Source organism: Pseudomonas sp. P20 (genome assembly GCF_016463925.1).
Classification (GTDB): Bacteria; Pseudomonadota; Gammaproteobacteria; order Pseudomonadales; family Pseudomonadaceae; genus Pseudomonas; species Pseudomonas aeruginosa.
In genome coordinates this window covers 625,388-645,359 of the sequence record NZ_JAEMVM010000007.1, presented here as the reverse complement: position 1 = coordinate 645,359, position 19,972 = coordinate 625,388, and the positions used below count along the sequence as shown (strand labels likewise).

The window sequence follows — 19,972 nt, the reverse complement described above, 5'->3', positions numbered from 1 at the left end:
ACGAGCACGTCGAGAGAGCTGAATACATGGCACATATTCTGATCGTCGAAGACGAAACCATTATCCGATCTGCATTGCGACGCCTGCTGGAGCGCAACCAGTACCAGGTCAGCGAAGCCGGCTCGGTGCAGGAAGCCCAGGAGCGCTACACCATCCCCTCCTTCGACATGGTGGTCAGCGACCTGCGCCTGCCGGGCGCCCCCGGCACCGAACTGATCAAGCTCGCCGAAGGCATTCCGGTGCTGATCATGACCAGCTACGCCAGCCTGCGTTCGGCGGTGGATTCGATGAAGATGGGCGCGGTGGACTACATCGCCAAGCCTTTCGACCACGACGAAATGCTCCAGGCCGTGGCGCGCATCCTCAAGGACCGCCAGGAGAACCGCAGCGCGGCCCCGGTCTCCGCCAACGGCGGCAAGGCCGGCGGCGAGCGCGGCGCCAGCCCGGCGGCAGCCGACGGCGAGATAGGCATCATCGGCTCCTGTGCGCCGATGCAAGAGCTGTACAGCAAGATTCGCAAGGTCGCGCCGACCGACTCCACGGTACTGATCCAGGGCGAGTCCGGCACCGGCAAGGAACTGGTCGCCCGCGCCCTGCACAACCTGTCGAAGCGCGCCAAGGCGCCGCTGATCTCGGTGAACTGTGCGGCGATTCCGGAAACCCTGATCGAATCCGAGCTGTTCGGCCATGAAAAAGGCGCCTTCACCGGTGCCAGCGCCGGGCGCGCCGGGCTGGTCGAAGCGGCCGACGGCGGCACCCTGTTCCTCGACGAGATCGGCGAACTGCCGCTGGAGGCCCAGGCCCGCCTGCTGCGCGTATTGCAGGAAGGCGAGATCCGCCGGGTCGGCTCGGTGCAATCGCAGAAGGTCGACGTGCGCCTGATCGCCGCCACCCACCGCGACCTGAAAACCCTGGCCAAGACCGGGCAATTCCGCGAAGACCTCTATTACCGCCTGCATGTGATCTCGCTGAAGCTGCCCGCCCTGCGCGAGCGTGGCAACGACGTGATGGAGATCGCCCGCGCCTTTCTGGCTCGCCAGTGCACCCGGATGGGGCGCGCGCCGCTCAGCTTCGCCCACGACGCCGAACAGGCGATCCGCCATTACCCATGGCCGGGCAACGTGCGCGAACTGGAAAACGCCATCGAGCGGGCGGTGATCCTCAGCGAGAGCCAGGAAATCCACGCCGACCTGCTGGGTATCGATATCGAGCTGGACGACCTCGAGGACGACTTCGCCGCCGACCTCGGCCTCGGCCCGGCGGGCGCCGCGGCCAGCAACCACGAGCCCACCGAGGACCTTTCGCTGGAAGACTACTTCCAGCACTTCGTCCTCGAGCACCAGGACCACATGACCGAGACCGAGCTGGCCCGCAAGCTGGGCATCAGCCGCAAATGCCTGTGGGAACGCCGCCAGCGCCTGGGCATTCCGCGACGCAAATCAGGGGCCTCGGCCGACTCGTAACACCCTGCAACCTGTTACCGCAGACGTACCGCGTAACAGAAACCGGGTTCATCGGTAACGGGAACCCGGTTTTTTTGTGCCCTTCGCCGACCCACCGAAAACCTCAACCCCTTGATTTTACTGGGTTTCGAAAAACTGGCACGGCATCTGCTTATGTATTGGCACAACAACAATAACAAGCAACGACGAAGACAATAAAAACAACACGTAACGACTCCAGCACAACAAAAACAAAATCGCGGAGGCGCAGCTAACTGATTCTTTTGGAGAGGAGTTGCTGTCGGGACCCGTCCCGCAGCCAGTCGGAAGAAGAATAAAACTGCCTTGAGGCAGCGCACAGACTGGTTGGATCGCTCGACGATCATGGCAGCATCAGCGACCAAAGCAATCCGTTTGCTATTGAACTCCCAGCCTGGGAGATATCCCTGAAGCGACTGGCTCAAGGGACGGGTCGACAAACAAAAACAACAAGCCCGAAATCATAATAAAAACAAAGCACGCACCTACTTGGGGGGGAGCTTCGGCTCCCCCAGTAGCTTCACCCCCTCCCTCCGTTTTCCCCGTTTTTCCTTCGCCTTACACCATTTCCCCATCCAATGCTAGAATCCGCGCAGACTATGCGGCCATCCGCATGCCTTGCCAGATTCACCGCAGCCTTCCCGGCCCTCTCCCGCTTCGCGGGAACAGGATGTACGGCCCCTGTTCGTTTCTGTCAGGATGCATGGCGCAGTCGGTTCCGGCGCCCGGGACGCCCTGTGCGTCGCGGGGCCAAACATTCAACGGGTACAGAACACGCCTCGCCCGAGAGGTCCTGATAATGCCGCAGCATTACCCGACGTCCGTCCTGTTTGAGCAACGCAGGCGTGCAATCACCCACATCGTGCTCCCGATAACACATCCATGCTGAAAAAGCTGATCCAGACCATTCGTTCCCCCCTGCGCCGTCCGCGCGCCGTCCGTACAACCCCGGAAGTCATCGGTAACAACCAGCACTCCCTGCGCCGGGACCAGTTCAGCCGGAACGCCGTCAAGGTCGTCGAGATCCTCCAGCGGGCCGGCTACCAGGCCTACGTGGTCGGGGGCTGCGTACGCGACCAGATGCTCGGCATCGCTCCCAAGGACTTCGATGTCGCCACCAGCGCCACGCCGGAGCAGGTCCGCGCCGAATTCCGCAACGCGCGGATCATCGGCCGCCGCTTCAAACTGGTACACGTGCACTTCGGCCGCGAGATCATCGAGGTCGCCACCTTCCGCGCCCATCATCCGGAAGGCCAGGACGATGGCGATAGCCGCGCGTCCAGCAACGAAAGCGGCCGCATCCTGCGCGACAACGTCTATGGCAGCCTGGAAGACGACGCCCAGCGCCGCGACTTCACCATCAATGCCCTGTACTTCGACGTCACCAGCGAGCGGCTGCTGGACTACGCCAATGGCGTTCACGACATCCGCAATCGCCTGATCCGCCTGATCGGCGATCCGGAGCAGCGTTATCTGGAAGACCCGGTGCGGATGCTGCGGGCGGTACGTTTCGCCGCCAAGCTCGACTTCGAGATCGAGAAGCACAGCGCCGCGCCGATTCGCCGGCTGGCCCCGCTGCTGCGGGAAATCCCTTCGGCGCGCCTGTTCGACGAGGTGCTCAAGCTGTTCCTCGCCGGCCGGGCCGAGCGCACTTTCGAGCTGCTGGTCGAGTACGAACTGTTCGCGCCGCTGTTCCCGGCCAGCGCCAAGGCACTGCAGGCCAACCCCGACTACACCGGCAAGCTGATCCGCCAGGCCCTGGCCAATACCGATGCGCGCATTCGCCAGGGCAAGCCGGTAACCCCGGCCTTCCTCTTCGCCGCGCTGCTCTGGCCGGCCCTGCCGGCGCGCGTCGCGCAGTTGCAGGAGAAAGGCATGCCGGCTATCCCGGCGATGCAGGAAGCCGCCCACGAACTGATCAGCGAACAGTGCCAGCGGATTGCCATTCCCAAGCGTTTCACCCTGCCGATCCGCGAGATCTGGGATATGCAGGAACGTCTGCCGCGACGCCAGGGCAAGCGCGCCGACCTGCTCCTGGAAAACCCGCGCTTCCGCGCCGGCTACGACTTCCTCCTGCTGCGCGAAAGTGCCGGCGAGGAAACCGAAGGACTCGGCCAATGGTGGACCGATTACCAGGAAGTCAGCGACAGCGAGCGGCGCAACATGATCCGCGACCTGGTCAGCCAGGAAGACGGCAGCGCCCCGCGCAAGCGTCGCCGCGGCGGCAACAGCGGCCGTCGGCGCCGCGGGCCGCGCAAGGAAGGCAGCGGCGGAAGCGGCGAATGATCCAGCGCGTCTACGTGGCGCTGGGCAGCAACCTGGCCGAACCGCGCGAGCAGATCCAGGCTGCCCTCGATGCCTTCGAGCAGCTTCCCGAGACCCGCCTGGTCGCCGTCTCGCCGCTCTACATCAGCGACCCGCTCGGCCCCGCCGACCAGCCGCGCTTCGTCAACGGCGTGGCGGCCCTCGACACCAACCTGGCGCCGCTCGACCTGCTCGACGCCCTGCAGGCCATCGAACTGGAACAGGGGCGCGTCCGCGACCTGCGCTGGGGTCCGCGCACGCTCGACCTGGACATCCTGCTGTTCGGCGAACAATTGCTCGACCTGCCGCGCCTGAAGGTGCCGCACTACCACATGCAGGCGCGCGCTTTCGTGCTCTATCCCCTCGCCGATCTCGCCCCCGACCTGCGCCTGCCCGATGGCCGCCACCTGCCGGAGCTGCTCGCGGCCTGTCCGTTCGAGGGCATCGAACGCCTTCCGGGCGCCTGACCCTGCCTGCCCGCCGCTGCGCGGATACCTCGCGGCGGGCTCTTCACACTGTTACCGAAAAGCTGACGAAGGACGTCGCGGATGGGCGTACACTGCGCGCGCAACCGCAGGCGGCGCGGCGTTCGGCAGTGGCAGTAACGCCGTAACAATGCGGTAACACCTGCAATTGACTTCGAGCCACCCCATCCGGACTATAAGTGGCCGTTTGCCCCGCGCCGGCTCATCACCGGCCCAACGAGGAGCCTTTCCATGCCTGATGTAACCCTGACCACCCTGCAAGGGTTGAAGCAGAGCGGCGAGAAGATCGCCATGCTGACCTGCTACGACGCCACCTTCGCCCACACCGCCAGCCAGGCCGGCGTGGACGTGCTTCTGGTCGGAGATTCGCTCGGAATGGTATTGCAGGGTCACGACAGCACCCTGCCGGTCAGCAACGAGGAAATGGCCTATCACACGGCCTGCGTGAAACGCGGTAACAAAGGTTCCCTGATCGTCACCGACCTGGCCTTCGAATCCAGCCATTCCGTGGCCCAGACCCTTGCCGACGCGGTCCGCCTGATGCAGGCCGGCGCACACATGGTCAAGCTGGAGGGTGGGGCCTGGCTGGCGGAGCCGATCGCCCGCCTGGCACAGATGGGCGTGCCGGTCTGCGCGCATCTCGGCCTGACCCCGCAGGCGGTCAACCTGTTCGGCGGCTTCAAGGTCCAGGGCCGCCAGGAAACCCAGGCGCGCCAGTTGCGCGCCGATGCCATCGCCCTGGAGCAGGCCGGCGCCGCCATGCTGCTGCTGGAGTGCGTGCCCAGCGTGCTGGCCGAAGAGATCACCCAGGCGGTGAAGATCCCGGTGATCGGGATTGGCGCCGGTGCGGCGACCGATGGCCAGGTGCTAGTCATGCACGACATGCTCGGTCTCTCGCTGACCGGCCGCTCGCCCAAGTTCGTCAAGGATTTCATGCAAGGCCAGGAGAGCATCCCGGCCGCCATCGCGGCCTATGTCCGCGCCGTCAAGGACGTGTCCTTCCCCGCCGCCGAACACGGATTCAACGCATGAACACCGTCAAGACCGTCCGTGAACTGCGCGCCGCGGTGGCGCGCGCCCGCAGCGAAGGCAAGCGCATCGGCTTCGTGCCGACCATGGGCAACCTCCACGCCGGCCATGCCGCGCTGGTAAAGAAAGCCGGCGAACGCGCCGACTTCGTGGTCGTCAGCATCTTCGTCAACCCGCTGCAATTCGGCCCCAGCGAAGACCTCGACACATACCCGCGGACCCTCGCAGCCGACCAGGAACGCCTGCTCGAAGCCGGCTGCCACCTGCTGTTCACCCCGACCGTCGAGGAAATGTACCCCGACGGCATGGACGGGCAGACCCGCATCCATGTTCCCGGCGTCTCCGAAGGTCTTTGCGGCGCCAGTCGTCCCGGCCATTTCGAAGGCGTGGCGACCGTGGTCAGCAAGCTGCTGAACATGGTCCAGCCGGACCTCGCGCTGTTCGGCGAAAAGGATTTCCAGCAGTTGGCGGTGATCCGCAAGCTGGTCCGCGACCTCAACCTGCCGGTGCAGATCTTCGGCGAGCCGACGGTGCGCGCCGCCGATGGCCTCGCGTTGTCCTCGCGCAACGGTTACCTCAACGAGCAGCAGCGCGCCGCCGCCCCGGCGATCTACCGCACCCTGCGGCAGCTCGGCGAACGCATCCGCGCCGGCGCCGAGGACTTCCCGGCATTGCTCGCCGACGCCCGCCAGGCCCTGGAACAGGCCGGGCTGCGCCCCGACTACCTGGAAATCCGCGAGCCGATCAGCCTGCGCCCCGGGGTACCCGGCGACCGCCAACTGGTGATCCTGGTCGCCGCCTACCTGGGCAGTACCCGGCTGATCGACAACCTCTCAGTCCACCTCGATTGACGCATGCCGAGCCCCCGGTTCCCGGGGGCTTGAGCGCTCACCACGGACTCGCCATACTCTGCCGCCCCCCGCGGACCCGATAGGAGTCGCCCCATGCACGCCATCATGCTCAAAGCCAAGTTGCATCGCGCCGAAGTCACCCATGCCGTCCTCGACTACGAAGGCTCCTGCGCCATCGACGGCGATTGGCTGGACCTCTCCGGAATCCGCGAGTACGAACAGATCCAGATCTACAACGTCGACAACGGCGAGCGCTTCACCACCTATGCGATCCGCGCCGAGAACGGCTCGAAGATGATCTCGGTGAACGGCGCCGCGGCACACAAGGCCAAGGTCGGCGACCGCGTGATCATCTGCGCCTACGCACACTACAGCGAAGCCGAACTGGCCAGCCACAAGCCGCGCATGCTGTACATGGCGCCGGGCAACCAGCTCAGCCATACCAGCGAGGCGATTCCGATACAGGTCGCCTGACCTCGCCCCCTCTGGATAAAGCCCGGTTTCATCCGGGCTTTTTCATGTTCAAATAAGTGCGCCATCGAATTCCAACCAGAAGGTCAGCCATGAAGCACCACCTCACTCCGCTGGATGCCACGCAACTCGACAGTTGGCGCGCCCTGGCCGCCCATCGCCAGGAACTGCAGGACTTCAGGATGCGCCAGGCGTTCATCGACGATCCGGAACGCTTCAAGCGGTTTTCCTTCAGCGCCTGTGGGCTGTTCCTCGACTTTTCGAAGAACCTGATTCGCCAGGACACCATCGACCTGCTGGTGAAGCTGGCCGAGGAAGCACGGCTGAGCGACGCGATCCGGGCGATGTTCGACGGCGAGGCGATCAATGCCTCCGAGCGCCGGCCGGTACTGCATACCGCGCTGCGTCGACCGATCGGCGACAAGGTGCTGGTCGATGGCGTCGACGTGATGCCGGAAGTCCACCGCGTCCTGCACCAGATGACCGAGCTGGTGGGCTACGTGCACAACGGCCTGTGGCGCGGCTATACCGAAAAGCCGATCACCGACGTGGTGAACATCGGCATCGGCGGCTCCTTCCTCGGCCCGCAACTGGTATCCGAAGCCTTGCTGCCGTTCGCCCAGAAAGGCGTGCGCTGCCACTACCTGGCGAACATCGACGGTAGCGAGTTCCATGAACTGGCCAGCCGCCTGAACGCCGAGACCACCCTGTTCATCGTTTCCTCCAAGTCCTTCGGGACCCTGGAAACCCTGAAGAACGCCCAGGCCGCACGCGCCTGGTACCTGGCCCAGGGCGGCACCGAGGAAGAGCTTTACCGCCATTTCATCGCCGTCTCCAGCAACAAGGAAGCCGCGATCGCCTTCGGCATCCGCGAGGAAAACATCTTCCCCATGTGGGACTGGGTCGGCGGCCGCTACTCGCTGTGGTCGGCCATCGGCCTGCCGATCGCCATGTCCATCGGCATCTCCAACTTCAAGGAACTGCTGTCCGGCGCCTACAACATGGACCAGCATTTCCAGACCGCGCCGTTCGAACGCAACATCCCGGTGCTGCTCGGCCTGCTCGGCGTCTGGTACGGCGACTTCTGGGGCGCGAACAGCCACGCGATCCTGCCCTACGACTACTATCTGCGGAATATCACCGACCACCTGCAACAACTGGACATGGAATCCAACGGCAAGAGCGTGCGCCAGGACGGCACGCCGGTCACCAGCGGCACCGGGCCGGTGATCTGGGGTGGTGTCGGCTGCAACGGCCAGCACGCCTACCATCAGTTGCTGCACCAAGGCACCCAGTTGATCCCGGCGGACTTCATCGTCCCGGTGAGCAGCTACAACCCGGTGGCCGACCATCACCAGTGGCTGTACGCCAACTGCCTGTCGCAGAGCCAGGCGCTGATGCTCGGCAAGAGCCGCGAGGAGGCCGAGGCCGAACTGCGCGCCAAGGGCCTGCCGGAAGCCGAAGTGCAGCGCCTGGCGCCGCACAAGGTGATTCCGGGCAACCGACCGAGCAACACCCTGGTGGTCGAGCGCATCAGCGCCCGCCGCCTCGGCGCGCTGATCGCCATGTACGAGCACAAGGTCTACGTACAGAGCATCCTCTGGGGCATCAACGCCTTCGACCAATGGGGCGTGGAGCTTGGCAAGGAACTCGGCAAGGGTGTCTATTCGCGCCTGGTCGGCAGCGAGGAAACCCCGGCCGAGGACGCCTCGACCCAAGGCCTGATCGACTTCTTCCGCGGCCGCCATCGCGGCTGATCCGCCTCTCCCCAAAGCCCGGCCCTAGGCCGGGCTTTTTCATTCCGTCCGGCGATTGACCCCGGCGCCTTCCCCGCTCGCGCCTTTGGCACTTGAACATGGCTCTCGCCTGGCCCACCCTTGGTCGAACCTGGAGAGGGGCCGCGTGCGGTCTCTCGACACCTTGCGGAGCAGAAAAACAAAGGAAACCGCCATGTTCGAGATCAGCGTCCACCCGGTGCCGGACGCCGTCCGCCAGCGTGCCTACCTGAACGACGACGACTACCAGCGCCTGTACCGCCAATCCGTCGAGAACCCCGACGAGTTCTGGGGCGAGCAGGCCAAGGCCTTCCTCGATTGGTTCAAGCCCTGGCACAGCGTCCACCACGGCGACCTGAGGAAAGGCCAGGCCACCTGGTTCAAGGGCGGCCAGTTGAACGTCGCCTACAACTGCATCGATCGCCACCTGGAACGCCGCGGAGAACAGATCGCGATCGTCTGGGAAGGCGACAACCCCAGCGAATCCGCGCACATTACCTACCGCAAGCTGCACCACAACGTCTGCCGCCTGGCTAACGTGCTGAAGAGCCGCGGCGTGGAAAAGGGCGACCGGGTCTGCATCTACATGCCGATGATTCCCGAGGCCGCCTACGCCATGCTCGCCTGCGCCCGTATCGGGGCGGTGCACTCGGTGGTGTTCGGCGGCTTCTCGCCGGACTCGCTGCGCGACCGCATCCTCGATGCCGACTGCCGCACCGTGATCACCGCCGACGAGGGCGTGCGCGGCGGCAAGTACATCCCGCTGAAGCAGAATGTGGAAAAGGCACTGAAGGACTGCCCAGACGTCTCTACCGTGGTGGTGGTCGAGCGCACCCAGGGCGACATACCCTGGGTCGAAGGCCGCGACATCTGGTACCACGAGGCGCTCCACGCGGCCTCAGCCGACTGCCCGGCGGAAGCGATGGACGCCGAGGACCCGCTGTTCATCCTCTATACCTCCGGCAGCACCGGCAAGCCGAAGGGCGTGTTGCACACCACCGGGGGCTACCTGCTCGGCGCGGCGATGACCCACAAGTACGTGTTCGACTACCACGATGGCGACGTCTACTGGTGCACCGCCGACGTCGGCTGGGTCACCGGACACAGCTATATCGTCTACGGCCCGCTGGCCAACGGCGCCACCACCCTCATGTTCGAGGGCGTGCCCAACTACCCGGACGCCTCGCGCTTCTGGCAGGTGATCGACAAGCACCAGGTGAATATCTTCTACACCGCGCCGACCGCGATCCGCGCGCTGATGCGCGAAGGCGACGCCCCGGTCCGCCAGACCTCGCGCAGCAGCCTGCGCCTGCTCGGCTCGGTGGGCGAGCCGATCAACCCGGAGGCCTGGGAGTGGTACTACCAGGTGGTCGGCGAGAAGCGCTGCCCCATCGTCGATACCTGGTGGCAGACCGAGACCGGCAGCATCCTGATCACCCCGTTGCCCGGCGCCACTGCGCTAAAGCCAGGCTCGGCTACCCGCCCGTTCTTCGGCGTGCAACCCGTGCTGCTCGACGAGAAAGGCAAGGAAATCGACGGCGCGGGCAGCGGCGTACTGGCGATCAAGGCCAGTTGGCCGAGTCAGATCCGCAGCGTCTACGGCGACCACCAGCGGATGATCGACACCTACTTCAAGCCCTACCCCGGGTATTACTTCAGCGGCGACGGCGCGCGCCGCGACGAAGACGGCTACTACTGGATCACCGGCCGGGTCGACGACGTGATCAATGTCTCCGGACACCGGATCGGCACCGCCGAGGTCGAGAGCGCGCTGGTCCTGCACGATGCGGTGGCCGAGGCGGCAGTGGTCGGCTGCCCGCATGACGTGAAGGGCCAGGCCATCTACGCGTTCGTCACCCTGATGGCCGGCAGTCAGCCCAGCGAGGCGCTACAACAGGAATTGCTGGCCCTGGTCGGCAAGGAGATCGGCAGCTTCGCCAAGCCGGATCACCTGCAATGGGCGCCCAGCCTGCCGAAGACCCGCTCCGGCAAGATCATGCGGCGTATCCTGCGCAAGATCGCCTGCAACGAGCTGGACAGTCTCGGCGATACCTCGACCCTGGCCGATCCGGGAGTGGTGCAGGGGTTGATCGACAACCGCCTCAACCGCTGACCCGCGCAACCGTCCCGCCGCCCTGCGGCGCGGGACGGTTCCAGTCTCTCCGGCGCCTGGGTTAAGCTCGTGCCTGCCCTGTCGTAGCGAGCCCCCCATGGAAAGCGTCCGTCGCCATATCGAAAGCCAGGTGCTGAGCCTTACCGGGCTCGCCGTCGGCGGTGTCGACTTCGAGTCGCCGAAAGGCGATCCGGGCCTGTTCGGCCCCGATGCCGCCTGCTGGAAGGTCCACGGCGACTTCAGCAGCATGATGATCGGCGGCATCGGCGCGCTGCTCCTGCAGATGCTCCATCCGCTGGCCCTGGCGGGGGTGTGGGACCACTCCAATTTCCGCGACGACCTGCTCGGGCGCCTGCGTCGCACCGGTCAGTTCATCTCGGCCACCACCTACGGCCCGCTGGCCGATGCCGAGCGACTGATCGAGCGGGTCCGGCGCATCCACGAAAGCGTCATCGGCCAGTTGCCCGACGGCACGCCCTACTCCGCCAGCGACCCGGACCTGCTGACCTGGGTGCATGTCGCCGAGGTCAGCAGCTTTCTCAAGTCCTACCTGCGCTATCTCAATCCCGACCTGCCGGGCAGCGAGCAGGACCGTTACTACTCGGAAATCGCCCTGGTCGCCGAACGCCTCGGCGCCCGCGCGGTACCGCGCGACCGCCAGCAGATCGCCGCCTACCTGGAGGCGATGCGTCCACGCCTGCGTTGCGACGAACGCACCCGCGAAGTGGTGCGGATTCTCTTCAACGCACCAGCGCCCAGCACCCTGGCCAGGCCGTTCGGCGCGCTGATGCTGCGCGCAGGCGCCGAGCTGTTGCCGGAATGGGCCGGATCGATGCTCGACCTCCCGTTCAGTCCGCTGCAACGCCGCCTGATCCGCGGCAGCGTCAGGCGCAGCGTACCCTTGCTGCGCTGGGCGGTGCGCAACGCTTCGATGCATCGAGCCTGCCGGCGCATGGGTCTGCCGCCGGTGAGCCACTGAACTTTCGTGCCGTGACAGCAAGAATACCCGTCCAAAGGCTCTGAAACGGCGCGAATCACGGTCGGAACCTTGAGGCCGTGCCATACTCCAACGCACCGCTTAGAACGGAAAACGAAAGAGAGCCATGCCCAAAGGACTGAAACGCGCTGTCAGCGCCCTGCTGATCACCTTCCTCGTCTATTGCCTGCTGGGCTTTCTGCTCATACCCGGCATCGGGCTGCGCGTCGCCAACCAGCAACTGGCGCAATACGCCACCGTCCCCGCACGTCTCGAACGTATCGAATTCAACCCCTTCAGCCTGGAATTGACCCTCTGGGGTCTGCGCCTGGGCGAGGAGAAGAACCCCCAGCTCGCCTTCCGCCGGCTGTACGCCAACCTGCAGCTGGACAGCCTGTGGAAACGCCAGCTGCACCTGGCCGACGTCGAGCTGGAAGGTCCGCATACCGAACTGCTGTTCGACGAGAAGGGCCAGCTCAACCTGGCCAGCCTGTTCAGGATCCCGCCGAGCGAATCGCCCGAGCCTGAACAGCCGAGCGACCCGTTCCCGCTGCGCATCGACCGCATCCAACTGGCCGAGGGCAGCCTGCACTTCCAGGACCTGCGACCGAGCGAGCCGGTGGACTTCAGCTTCGATCCGCTGGGCTTCGAGCTGCACAACCTCAGCACCCTGCCCGACGACGGCGCGAAGATGACCCTGGTCGCCACCGGCCCGAACGGCGGCCGCCTCGACTGGGAAGGCGACCTGACCCTGGTGCCGATCACGTCCAGGGGCCACCTGAGCGTCAAGGATATCCAGCTCAAGGCCTGGTGGCCCTATGTCCGCGACAATGCCCCGCTGGTGCTGGAGAACGGCGTGGTCAGCCTCTCCAGCGACTATCGCCTGGACCTGTCCAAGGACACCCAACTGCTGCTCGACAAAGCCGCGCTGAAACTCGCCGACTTCAGCATCAATTCGCCCCAGGGCAAGCCGCTGGCCAAGCTCGCCAGCCTCGACGTGGCCGCTACCACCCTGGACCTGGCCAAGCAGGAAGTGGTGCTCGGCGAAGTCCGTAGCCAGGGCCTGGAGGCCTGGGCCGCGCGCGAGAAGGACGGCCAGCTCGACTGGCAGAAACTGTTCGCCGACTTCACTCCGCCGCCACGCAAGGCGCCTGCACCCAAGCCGGCGGAAAACACCGATCCCGCCGCTGCCCCGACCGACGCGGCGAAGACCACCAGCGAACCGGCAACCGACGGTGCCGCCAAGGCAGCCGCGATAGCCTCGGGCGAAGCGAGCAAGGACAGGCCGGCGGAGAAGGACGCCAGCGTCGCCGAGACGGAAAGGGCAACGGACGACAAAGAGTCCGCCAAGGCCGCGGAAGGTGCTGCCGACAAGGTAGCCAAGCAAGAGACGAGCAAGGCTCCGAAGACCGGCAAGGCAACCGGGCAGGAAACGACCAAGACTGCGGAAATCGACAAGGCGGCCAGCGACTCTCCGCAACAGCTCGCCGACACTGCAAAGACGCCTCCGCCGGAGAGTACGAAAGCCGCCGCGGAGACGCCTGCCAAGCCCTGGCACATCGTCCTGCGCGACGCCCAGTTGCGCGGCTACAAGGCGCACCTGGTGGATCGCCAGCCGGCCACCGAGGTCCCGCTGGAAGTCGGCCCGCTGGACCTCGACCTGCAGAACGTCGACAGCCTCGGCAAGACCCCCTTCGACCTCAAGCTCAAGACCGGCCTCGGCAACCGCGGCCAGGTCCAGGCCAGCGGCCAGGTGGTGCTCGACCCGGTCAGCGCCAGGCTCAAGGTCAGTACCCGCGACATCGACCTGCGCGTGGCCCAGGCCTACATCTCGCCGTTCATCCGCCTGGAACTGCGCAGCGGCTTCCTTGGCAGCGAGCTGGCGGTCGACCTGAAGAGCGTCGAGCCGCTGGCTTTCAGCGTCGACGGCAGCGCCGAAGTCAGCCAGTTGCATACCCTGGATACCATCAAGGACCGCGACTTCGTCAAATGGACCAAACTGACCCTCAACGGCCTCGCCTACCGGCACGAGGACAGCCTGTCGATCCAGAGCGTGTCCTTCGAGGAGCCCTACGCCCGCTTCATCATCAACGAAGATCGCAGCACCAACGTCAGCGAGCTGATCATCCCGCAACCGGCTAGTTCGTCCGGCAAGACCGCCGCCGAAAGCAAGAATGCGCCGGCGAGCAAGCCGCTGGGCATCCACATCGGCGGCGTACGGATCAACAACGGCTCGGCGAACTTCGCCGACCTGACCCTGATGCCGCCGTTCGGTACCGCCATCCAGCAGCTCAGCGGCGAAGTCGGCACCCTCGACACGCGCAACTCGCAGCCGGCCAAGGTGGACATCAAGGGCAAGGTCGACAAGTACGCACCGGTGACCATCGCCGGCGAACTGGACCCATTCGACCCGCTGAAGAAGCTCGACATCACCACCAGCTTCAAGCGCGTCGAGCTGACCACCCTGACGCCCTATTCCGGCAAGTTCGCCGGCTACCGCATCCGTAAGGGGCGACTCAACCTGGACCTGCACTACCAGATCGAACGTAGCCAACTGAAGGCGGAAAACAAGGTCCTGCTGGAAGGCCTGCAACTCGGCGAGAAGGTCGACAGCCCGGATGCTGTGGACCTGCCGGTGAAGCTGGCGGTAGCCCTGCTCAAGGACACCAAGGGCAACATCGATATCCAGTTGCCGGTGGCCGGTGATCTGAACAACCCGGAGTTCAGCGTCATGCCGATCGTCTGGCAGACCCTGCGCAACCTGGTCCTGCGCGCCGTGCAGGCGCCGTTCAAGTTCATCGCCGGCCTCGCCGCCGGCGGTAACGAGGATCTCGGCACGGTACCCTTCGCCGCGGGCAGCGACGAGCTGACGCCAGAAGCCCAGGCCAACCTCGACAAGCTCGCCGATGCGCTCAAGGAGCGGCCGGCGCTGCGCCTGGAAGTGGAAGGCGTGGCCTCCGCCGCGGCTGACGGTCCCTCGATCGGCGCCAAGCGTCTCGAACTGGAATACCAGAACACCTACTACCGCATGCTCCAGCGTCGCGGCGACAAGGTCCCGAGCGACGCCAAGCAGCTTGAGGTGCCGGAGAACATGCAGGCACCGCTGCTCGAAGGCATCTACCGGACCCGCCTGAAGCAGCAGCCACCGGCCGAGTGGAAGGAACTGGACAGCGACGAACGCACCGCGAAGATGCGCGAAGCGGTGATCGCTTCCTGGGCCAAGAGCCAGGTGCTGCTGCGCCAGATCGGCCAGGCCCGGGCCACCCGGATCAAGGATTACCTGGTGGAGAAAGGCCAGTTGCCGGACGATCGCATCTACTTGATCGACGTCAGTTTCGCCGAAGGCGAAGACAAGGGTAATGTCGACACCCAACTGCACCTGGATAGCGAGTGATACCTTGCACAAGCGATTCGCCGCCCTCGCGGCCCCCCTGCTCTACCTTGCCTGCGCGAGCGCGCAGGCCGACACCATGCGTTGTGGCAGTGCGCTGGTCAGCGTCGGCGACCGGGCCTTCGAAGTACAGCAAAAGTGCGGCGATCCGGATCACCGCGACGACGTCGGCTATACCCTGGGCAGCTACGATCGGCGGGAATTCAAGGTCGAGGAGTGGGTGTACGGCCCGCGCAACGGCGTGACCTACATCCTGACCTTCGAAGCCAACAAGCTGAAACGCATCGAGTTCAAGCGTTGAATCGCTCGCTTCCGCGCACCGGGCTGGTGGCGTTGCTGTCCCTGCTGCCGTTGGCACATGCTCAGGCCGATTCGCTGCGTTGCGGCAGCCGCCTGGTGAGTACCGGCGACAGCAGCGCCGACGTCCTTGCGCGCTGCGGCGAGCCACGCAGCCGCGACAGCCTGGGTTATCGCGAGGTCGTCGGGGAATGGGGCAAGCGCTACGAGGTCGAGGTCCAGGAATGGGTCTATGGCCCATGGAACGGCATGCTGTATTTCGTCCGTTTCGAGGGCAACCGCCTCAGCGCCATCCAGAGCCGGCGCGGCGACTGAATCCAGCGCCCATGAAAAAGCCCCGCCGGGCAATCCCGGCGGGGCTTCTTTCTACCTGTTCACAGGCGGTCGCTGAAGTCGCGAACTTCCTGTTCGGCCCTTTCCTTGGACCAGCCATAGCGTTCCTGCAGCTTGCCGACCAGGTATTCGGCATGTCCGTCGGCAGCCTGGAGATCGTCGTCGGTCAGATCGCCCCAACGCTCCTTGATCTTGCCGGTGAGTTGCTTCCACTTACCTTTGATCACATCGGAATTCATCGGTCTTCCTCCTGGTGACGAGGGAAAAGGGATCGTTCGGCCCGGGCGCTTACTCGACCGATTTCAGGCCATCGGCGGAAACGGCTTTCACGCCCTTGATGCCCTTGGCGGTCTCGATCGCCAGGTCACGCTCGGCATCGCTCTTCACGTTGCCGGAAAGGGAAACCACACCTTTGTTGGTCTCGACCTTGATATCGACGCCACTGACATTCTTGTTGGCGATCAGGCTGGATTTCACCTTGCTGGTGATCCAGGTATCGGAAACCGCTTCTTCGGTTTTCTGCATAGTGTCGTTGGCCGCCAGGCTGATGGGTTGGGCAGCGAACGCATTGGCCATCGAGAAGCTCAGAGCAGTGGCAGTAGCAGCGGCAATAGCGAGTTTGCTGAATTTCATTGCGGTTTCTCCTATGGATTTCGAAAAACTGCAGCCATTCCTGGCGTCAGTTGCATAGTAGATATCGCAAGCGCTGTGCCAGTTTTCCTCTAAAATAAAATCCTTTAAAAACAATAGGTTAAAAAACAGGTCGGAAGCGAGACGGTTGCAGAATGCCGAATTGGCGATGACAGGGCTTGCAAAATGCAAGGATTCGCCCCCTTCGCCGAGAAGCGTGTCGCGGAAACGAAAACAGGGCCCGAGGGCCCTGTTTTCATCGATCACGACTCGACTTACACGCCGGAAGCTTCGGCGGCAGCCACGTCCTTGATCGACAGCTTGATGCGGCCACGGTTGTCCACGTCGAGCACCAGGACCTTCACTTCCTGGCCTTCCTGCAGCACGTCGGTGACCTTGTCGATGCGCTTGTCGCTGATCTGCGAGATGTGCACCAGGCCGTCCTTGCCCGGCAGGATGTTGACGAAGGCACCGAAGTCGACGATGCGCTCCACCTTGCCGACGTAGATCTTGCCGATCTCGGCTTCCGCGGTGATCGCCAGGACGCGCAGCTTGGCGGCCTCGGCGGCTTCCTTGGTTTCGCCGTAGATCTTCACGCTGCCATCGTCCTCGATGTCGATCGAGGCCTTGGTCTCTTCGCAGATACCACGGATGGTCGCGCCGCCCTTGCCGATGACGTCGCGGATCTTGTCCGAGTCGATCTTCATCTGCAGCATGGTCGGGGCGTTCTCGGACAGCTCGGCGCGCGGCTTGGCGATGACCTGGTTCATCTGGCCGAGGATGTTCAGGCGAGCTTCCAGGGCCTGACCCAGGGCGATCTCCATGATCTCTTCGGTGATACCGTTGATCTTGATGTCCATCTGCAGGGCGGTGACGCCCTTGTCGGTACCGGCAACCTTGAAGTCCATGTCGCCCAGGTGGTCTTCGTCACCGAGGATGTCGGTCAGGACGGCGAACTTCTCGCCTTCCTTGACCAGGCCCATGGCGATACCGGCGACCGGCGCCTTGACCGGCACACCGGCATCCATCAGCGCCAGGGAGGCGCCGCACACGGAGGCCATCGAGCTGGAACCGTTGGACTCGGTGATCTCGGAAACCACGCGAATGGTGTAGGGGAACTCGTCCTGGGTCGGCAGCATGGCAGCGACGCCACGACGGGCCAGACGGCCATGGCCGATTTCACGACGACCCGGGCTGCCCATGCGGCCGCACTCGCCTACCGAGAAGGGCGGGAAGTTGTAGTGCAGCATGAAGGCGTCCTTGCGCTCGCCTTCCAGGGTATCCAGCAGCTGGGCATCGCGCGCGGTGCCGAGGGTCGCGACGACCAGGGCCTGGGTTTCGCCACGGGTGAACAGCGCGGAACCGTGGGTCTTGCCGAGCACGCCGACTTCGATGCGCAGCGGACGCACGGTACGGGTGTCACGACCGTCGATACGCGGCTTGCCGTTGACGATGTTCTCGCGAACGGTGCGGTATTCCAGCAGGCCGAATACGTCCTTGACCTCGGAAGCCGGGAACTTGCCCTCTTCCTCGCCGGCGAACAGGGCCACGGCCTGGTCGCGCAACTCGCCCAGACGGTTGTAGCGGTCCTGCTTGATGGTGATGGTATAGGCCTGGGAGATCGCTTCGCCCAGCTCTGCCTTGATGGCGTTGACCAGCACGGTGTTTTCCGCCGGGGCTTTCCAGTCCCAGGCCGGCTTGCCAGCTTCGGCGGCCAGCTCCTTGACGGCACGGATCACCGCCTGGAACTCGTCGTGGGCGAACAGCACGGCACCGAGCATCTGGTCTTCGGTCAGTTCGTCGGCCTCGGACTCCACCATCAGCACGGCGTCTTCGGTACCGGCCACGACCATGTCGAGGCTGGAACTCTGCAGTTGCTCGTAGGTGGGGTTGAGAATGTAGCCGATTTCCGGGTGGAAACCAACGCGGGCGGCGCCGATCGGGCCGGCGAACGGAATGCCGGAGATCGCCAGGGCGGCGGAGGTGCCGATCATCGCGGCGATGTCCGGATCGGACTTCTTGTTGGTGGAAACGACGGTGCAGACGACCTGCACTTCATTCATGAAACCTTCGGGGAACAGCGGACGGATCGGACGGTCGATCAGGCGCGAGGTCAGGGTTTCCTTCTCGGAAGGACGTCCTTCACGCTTGAAGAAACCACCGGGGATACGGCCTGCGGCGTAGGTCTTTTCCTGGTAGTGCACGGACAGCGGGAAGAAGTCGCGGCCTTCGGCCGGCGACTTGGCGCCGACCACGGTGACCAGCACGCTGACGTCGTCCATGGTGACCAGTACGGCGCCGGTGGCCTGGCGAGCGATACGGCCGGTCTCGAGAGTGACGGTCGACTGACCGAACTGGAATTGCTTGGTTACCGGGTTCACGGTGTCTTTACCTTCTATGTTGCCTTGGGGGAAATCGGTGGAATGCCGGGAGTCGGACCCGAATCGATTCCTAGAAAGCGCGAAGCTGGAAGCCCGACGCCGATACCCGCCTCGTGTGCGGGTATCGACGCCAGACTTCCAGCTCCTTGCTTCAAGCTGCCGACCGGCGTCGCTTAGCGACGCAGACCCAGACGGCCGATCAGGGCAGTGTAGCGAGACACGTCTTTGCCCTTCAGGTAGTCCAGCAGCTTACGGCGCTGGTTAACCATACGGATCAGACCACGGCGGGAATGGTGATCCTTGCCGTTGGCCTTGAAGTGATCCTGCAGCTTGTTGATGTTGGCGGACAGCAGGGCTACCTGCACTTCCGGGGAACCGGTGTCGCCTTCAGCTTGCTTGTATTCGTTAACGATCTGCGCTTTTTCTTCAACGCTCAGTGCCATGATGGGCTTCCTCTGAGTGAACAGGCCGGGAATCGCTTCCCGTGTTTTAAAAGGAGGAATGACCGTGCCTGCTGACAGCCACCCTCGTATCGGTCTTATGACCGAATCAGTCGACGCGGGGCGATACGCCCGTCGTCGGTCACTTCACCGATACCGATGAAACGACCTGTGTGATCCTGCACCCGCAGCCAGCCGAACTTCGGCGCTTCCGGGGCCCGCACCGGCTGCCCGTGCAGCCAGTAGTACGCACTGTGCTCGGACAACTGCAACACCGGCCAATGCAACAGGCCGCTGTCTTCCGGCATCAGGAATTGGTCCAGCGCTTCCGGACCACCTTCGGCATGCACGCGTTCGAGCGTCTCGAGGGTGATCGCCTGGGCCAGGGCGAACGGCCCGGCCTGGGTCCGCCGCAGTGCCGCGACGTGCGCGCCGCAGCCCAGGACCTGGCCGAGATCTTCCACCAGCGTACGCACGTAGGTGCCTTTGCTGCAGGAAACGGCCAGGGTCGCACAGGGCGGCTCGAAGGAGAGCAAATCCAGGCGCGTAATAGTAACAGAACGCGCCTCGCGCTCCACTACCTCTCCTGCACGGGCGAGCTTGTACAGCGGCTGTCCGTCTTTCTTCAGCGCCGAGTACATCGGCGGCACCTGCTCTATGTCGCCACGGAAGCGCGGCAGGGCCTGTTCGAGATCGTCCCGACCGACGGTCACGTCCCGCTCGGCGAGCAGTTCGCCCTCGGCGTCGCCGGTGGTGGTGGTGATGCCCATGCGCATCACCGTCTCGTAACCCTTGTCGGCATCGAGAAGATACTGGGAGAACTTGGTCGCCTCGCCGAAGCACAGCGGCAGCACCCCGGTGGCCAGCGGGTCGAGGCTGCCGGTGTGGCCGGCCTTCTCGGCATTGAGCAGCCAGCGGACTTTCTGCAGTGCCTGGTTGGAACTCATGCCGCGCGGCTTGTCGAGCACCAGGATGCCGCTGATGGAGCGGCGGATACGCTTCACCTGGGCCACGC

17 protein-coding genes are annotated in these 19,972 nt (G+C 64.6%); 12 read left to right on the top strand and 5 right to left on the bottom strand.

The genetic code is table 11. From position 1 onward, the window contains the following. The first annotated feature begins 26 nt into the window (after nucleotides 1-26). From cbrB to JHD77_RS10325, 12 genes are all read left to right on the top strand, one after another. On the top strand, nucleotides 27-1,463 hold the full coding sequence (cbrB, locus tag JHD77_RS10380) for a two-component system response regulator CbrB (protein WP_003095138.1): 1,437 nt from the start codon (nucleotides 27-29) through the stop codon (nucleotides 1,461-1,463). 900 nt (nucleotides 1,464-2,363) lie between these two features. Further along, nucleotides 2,364-3,767: a polynucleotide adenylyltransferase PcnB gene (locus tag JHD77_RS10375; RefSeq protein ID WP_003095142.1), complete on the top strand. Its 1,404-nt coding sequence runs from the start codon at nucleotides 2,364-2,366 to the stop codon at nucleotides 3,765-3,767. Beyond that, nucleotides 3,764-4,252, top strand: coding sequence for a 2-amino-4-hydroxy-6-hydroxymethyldihydropteridine diphosphokinase (gene folK / locus JHD77_RS10370; RefSeq protein WP_031755643.1), 489 nt, complete (start codon nucleotides 3,764-3,766; stop codon nucleotides 4,250-4,252). The genes JHD77_RS10375 and folK overlap by 4 nt, the downstream gene beginning before the upstream one ends. A gap of 249 nt (nucleotides 4,253-4,501) precedes the next feature. Continuing rightward, nucleotides 4,502-5,302, top strand: coding sequence for a 3-methyl-2-oxobutanoate hydroxymethyltransferase (gene panB / locus JHD77_RS10365; protein WP_003095147.1), 801 nt, complete (start codon nucleotides 4,502-4,504; stop codon nucleotides 5,300-5,302). Next, nucleotides 5,299-6,150, top strand: a complete 852-nt coding sequence (gene panC / locus JHD77_RS10360; protein WP_003123503.1) for a pantoate--beta-alanine ligase — start codon at nucleotides 5,299-5,301, stop codon at nucleotides 6,148-6,150. The genes panB and panC overlap by 4 nt, the downstream gene beginning before the upstream one ends. 93 nt (nucleotides 6,151-6,243) lie before the next feature. Then, a complete protein-coding gene (gene panD / locus JHD77_RS10355; RefSeq protein ID WP_003095150.1) occupies nucleotides 6,244-6,624 on the top strand; it encodes an aspartate 1-decarboxylase in 381 nt (126 codons plus the stop codon). Nucleotides 6,625-6,713: 89 nt separating this feature from the next. Continuing rightward, a complete protein-coding gene (gene pgi, locus JHD77_RS10350) occupies nucleotides 6,714-8,378 on the top strand; it encodes a glucose-6-phosphate isomerase (RefSeq protein WP_003100194.1) in 1,665 nt (554 codons plus the stop codon). Nucleotides 8,379-8,571: 193 nt separating this feature from the next. Next, a complete protein-coding gene (gene acs, locus JHD77_RS10345) occupies nucleotides 8,572-10,509 on the top strand; it encodes an acetate--CoA ligase (protein ID WP_003095161.1) in 1,938 nt (645 codons plus the stop codon). Nucleotides 10,510-10,606: 97 nt separating this feature from the next. Next, the gene (locus JHD77_RS10340; RefSeq protein ID WP_003113910.1) at nucleotides 10,607-11,488 is read left to right on the top strand and encodes an oxygenase MpaB family protein; all 882 of its coding nucleotides are present in this window, start codon (nucleotides 10,607-10,609) and stop codon (nucleotides 11,486-11,488) included. A gap of 124 nt (nucleotides 11,489-11,612) precedes the next feature. Continuing rightward, nucleotides 11,613-14,879: a DUF748 domain-containing protein gene (locus tag JHD77_RS10335; protein WP_003123504.1), complete on the top strand. Its 3,267-nt coding sequence runs from the start codon at nucleotides 11,613-11,615 to the stop codon at nucleotides 14,877-14,879. 4 nt (nucleotides 14,880-14,883) lie between these two features. Beyond that, on the top strand, nucleotides 14,884-15,177 hold the full coding sequence (locus tag JHD77_RS10330) for a DUF2845 domain-containing protein (RefSeq protein WP_003100541.1): 294 nt from the start codon (nucleotides 14,884-14,886) through the stop codon (nucleotides 15,175-15,177). After that, nucleotides 15,174-15,488, top strand: coding sequence for a DUF2845 domain-containing protein (locus JHD77_RS10325; RefSeq protein WP_003100526.1), 315 nt, complete (start codon nucleotides 15,174-15,176; stop codon nucleotides 15,486-15,488). Before JHD77_RS10330 ends, JHD77_RS10325 begins: the two co-directional genes overlap by 4 nt. Nucleotides 15,489-15,547: 59 nt before the next feature. Here JHD77_RS10325 and JHD77_RS10320 read toward each other — a convergent pair whose 3' ends face one another. The 5 genes from JHD77_RS10320 to truB all read right to left on the bottom strand — a co-directional run bounded on the left by JHD77_RS10320 (nucleotide 15,548) and on the right by truB (nucleotide 19,970). Beyond that, complete coding sequence (locus JHD77_RS10320) at nucleotides 15,548-15,745, bottom strand: CsbD family protein (RefSeq protein WP_003095174.1); 198 nt, start codon at nucleotides 15,743-15,745, stop codon at nucleotides 15,548-15,550. 49 nt (nucleotides 15,746-15,794) lie between these two features. After that, nucleotides 15,795-16,139: a BON domain-containing protein gene (locus JHD77_RS10315; protein WP_003095177.1), complete on the bottom strand. Its 345-nt coding sequence runs from the start codon at nucleotides 16,137-16,139 to the stop codon at nucleotides 15,795-15,797. Between the two features lie 272 nt (nucleotides 16,140-16,411). Next, nucleotides 16,412-18,517, bottom strand: a complete 2,106-nt coding sequence (gene pnp, locus JHD77_RS10310; protein ID WP_003095181.1) for a polyribonucleotide nucleotidyltransferase — start codon at nucleotides 18,515-18,517, stop codon at nucleotides 16,412-16,414. A 173-nt stretch (nucleotides 18,518-18,690) separates the two neighbouring features. Beyond that, nucleotides 18,691-18,960 carry a 30S ribosomal protein S15 gene (gene rpsO / locus JHD77_RS10305; RefSeq protein WP_003095184.1) on the bottom strand — a complete coding sequence of 90 codons (270 nt, stop codon included), beginning with the start codon at nucleotides 18,958-18,960 and terminating at the stop codon, nucleotides 18,691-18,693. A gap of 95 nt (nucleotides 18,961-19,055) precedes the next feature. After that, entirely contained in the window at nucleotides 19,056-19,970 is a 915-nt protein-coding gene (truB, locus tag JHD77_RS10300; RefSeq protein WP_003100522.1) for a tRNA pseudouridine(55) synthase TruB, read from the bottom strand. Nucleotides 19,971-19,972 lie beyond the last annotated feature (2 nt).

Excerpts from the sequence above, each read along its gene's own strand:
- cbrB (WP_003095138.1), top strand. The coding sequence starts at position 27 with ATGGCACATATTCTGATCGTCGAAGACGAAACCATTATCCGATCTGCA.
- JHD77_RS10375 (WP_003095142.1), top strand. The coding sequence starts at position 2,364 with ATGCTGAAAAAGCTGATCCAGACCATTCGTTCCCCCCTGCGCCGTCCG.
- folK (WP_031755643.1), top strand. The coding sequence starts at position 3,764 with ATGATCCAGCGCGTCTACGTGGCGCTGGGCAGCAACCTGGCCGAACCG.
- panB (WP_003095147.1), top strand. The coding sequence starts at position 4,502 with ATGCCTGATGTAACCCTGACCACCCTGCAAGGGTTGAAGCAGAGCGGC.
- panC (WP_003123503.1), top strand. The coding sequence starts at position 5,299 with ATGAACACCGTCAAGACCGTCCGTGAACTGCGCGCCGCGGTGGCGCGC.
- panD (WP_003095150.1), top strand. The coding sequence starts at position 6,244 with ATGCACGCCATCATGCTCAAAGCCAAGTTGCATCGCGCCGAAGTCACC.
- pgi (WP_003100194.1), top strand. The coding sequence starts at position 6,714 with ATGAAGCACCACCTCACTCCGCTGGATGCCACGCAACTCGACAGTTGG.
- acs (WP_003095161.1), top strand. The coding sequence starts at position 8,572 with ATGTTCGAGATCAGCGTCCACCCGGTGCCGGACGCCGTCCGCCAGCGT.
- JHD77_RS10340 (WP_003113910.1), top strand. The coding sequence starts at position 10,607 with ATGGAAAGCGTCCGTCGCCATATCGAAAGCCAGGTGCTGAGCCTTACC.
- JHD77_RS10335 (WP_003123504.1), top strand. The coding sequence starts at position 11,613 with ATGCCCAAAGGACTGAAACGCGCTGTCAGCGCCCTGCTGATCACCTTC.
- JHD77_RS10320 (WP_003095174.1), bottom strand. The coding sequence starts at position 15,745 with ATGAATTCCGATGTGATCAAAGGTAAGTGGAAGCAACTCACCGGCAAG.
- JHD77_RS10315 (WP_003095177.1), bottom strand. The coding sequence starts at position 16,139 with ATGAAATTCAGCAAACTCGCTATTGCCGCTGCTACTGCCACTGCTCTG.
- rpsO (WP_003095184.1), bottom strand. The coding sequence starts at position 18,960 with ATGGCACTGAGCGTTGAAGAAAAAGCGCAGATCGTTAACGAATACAAG.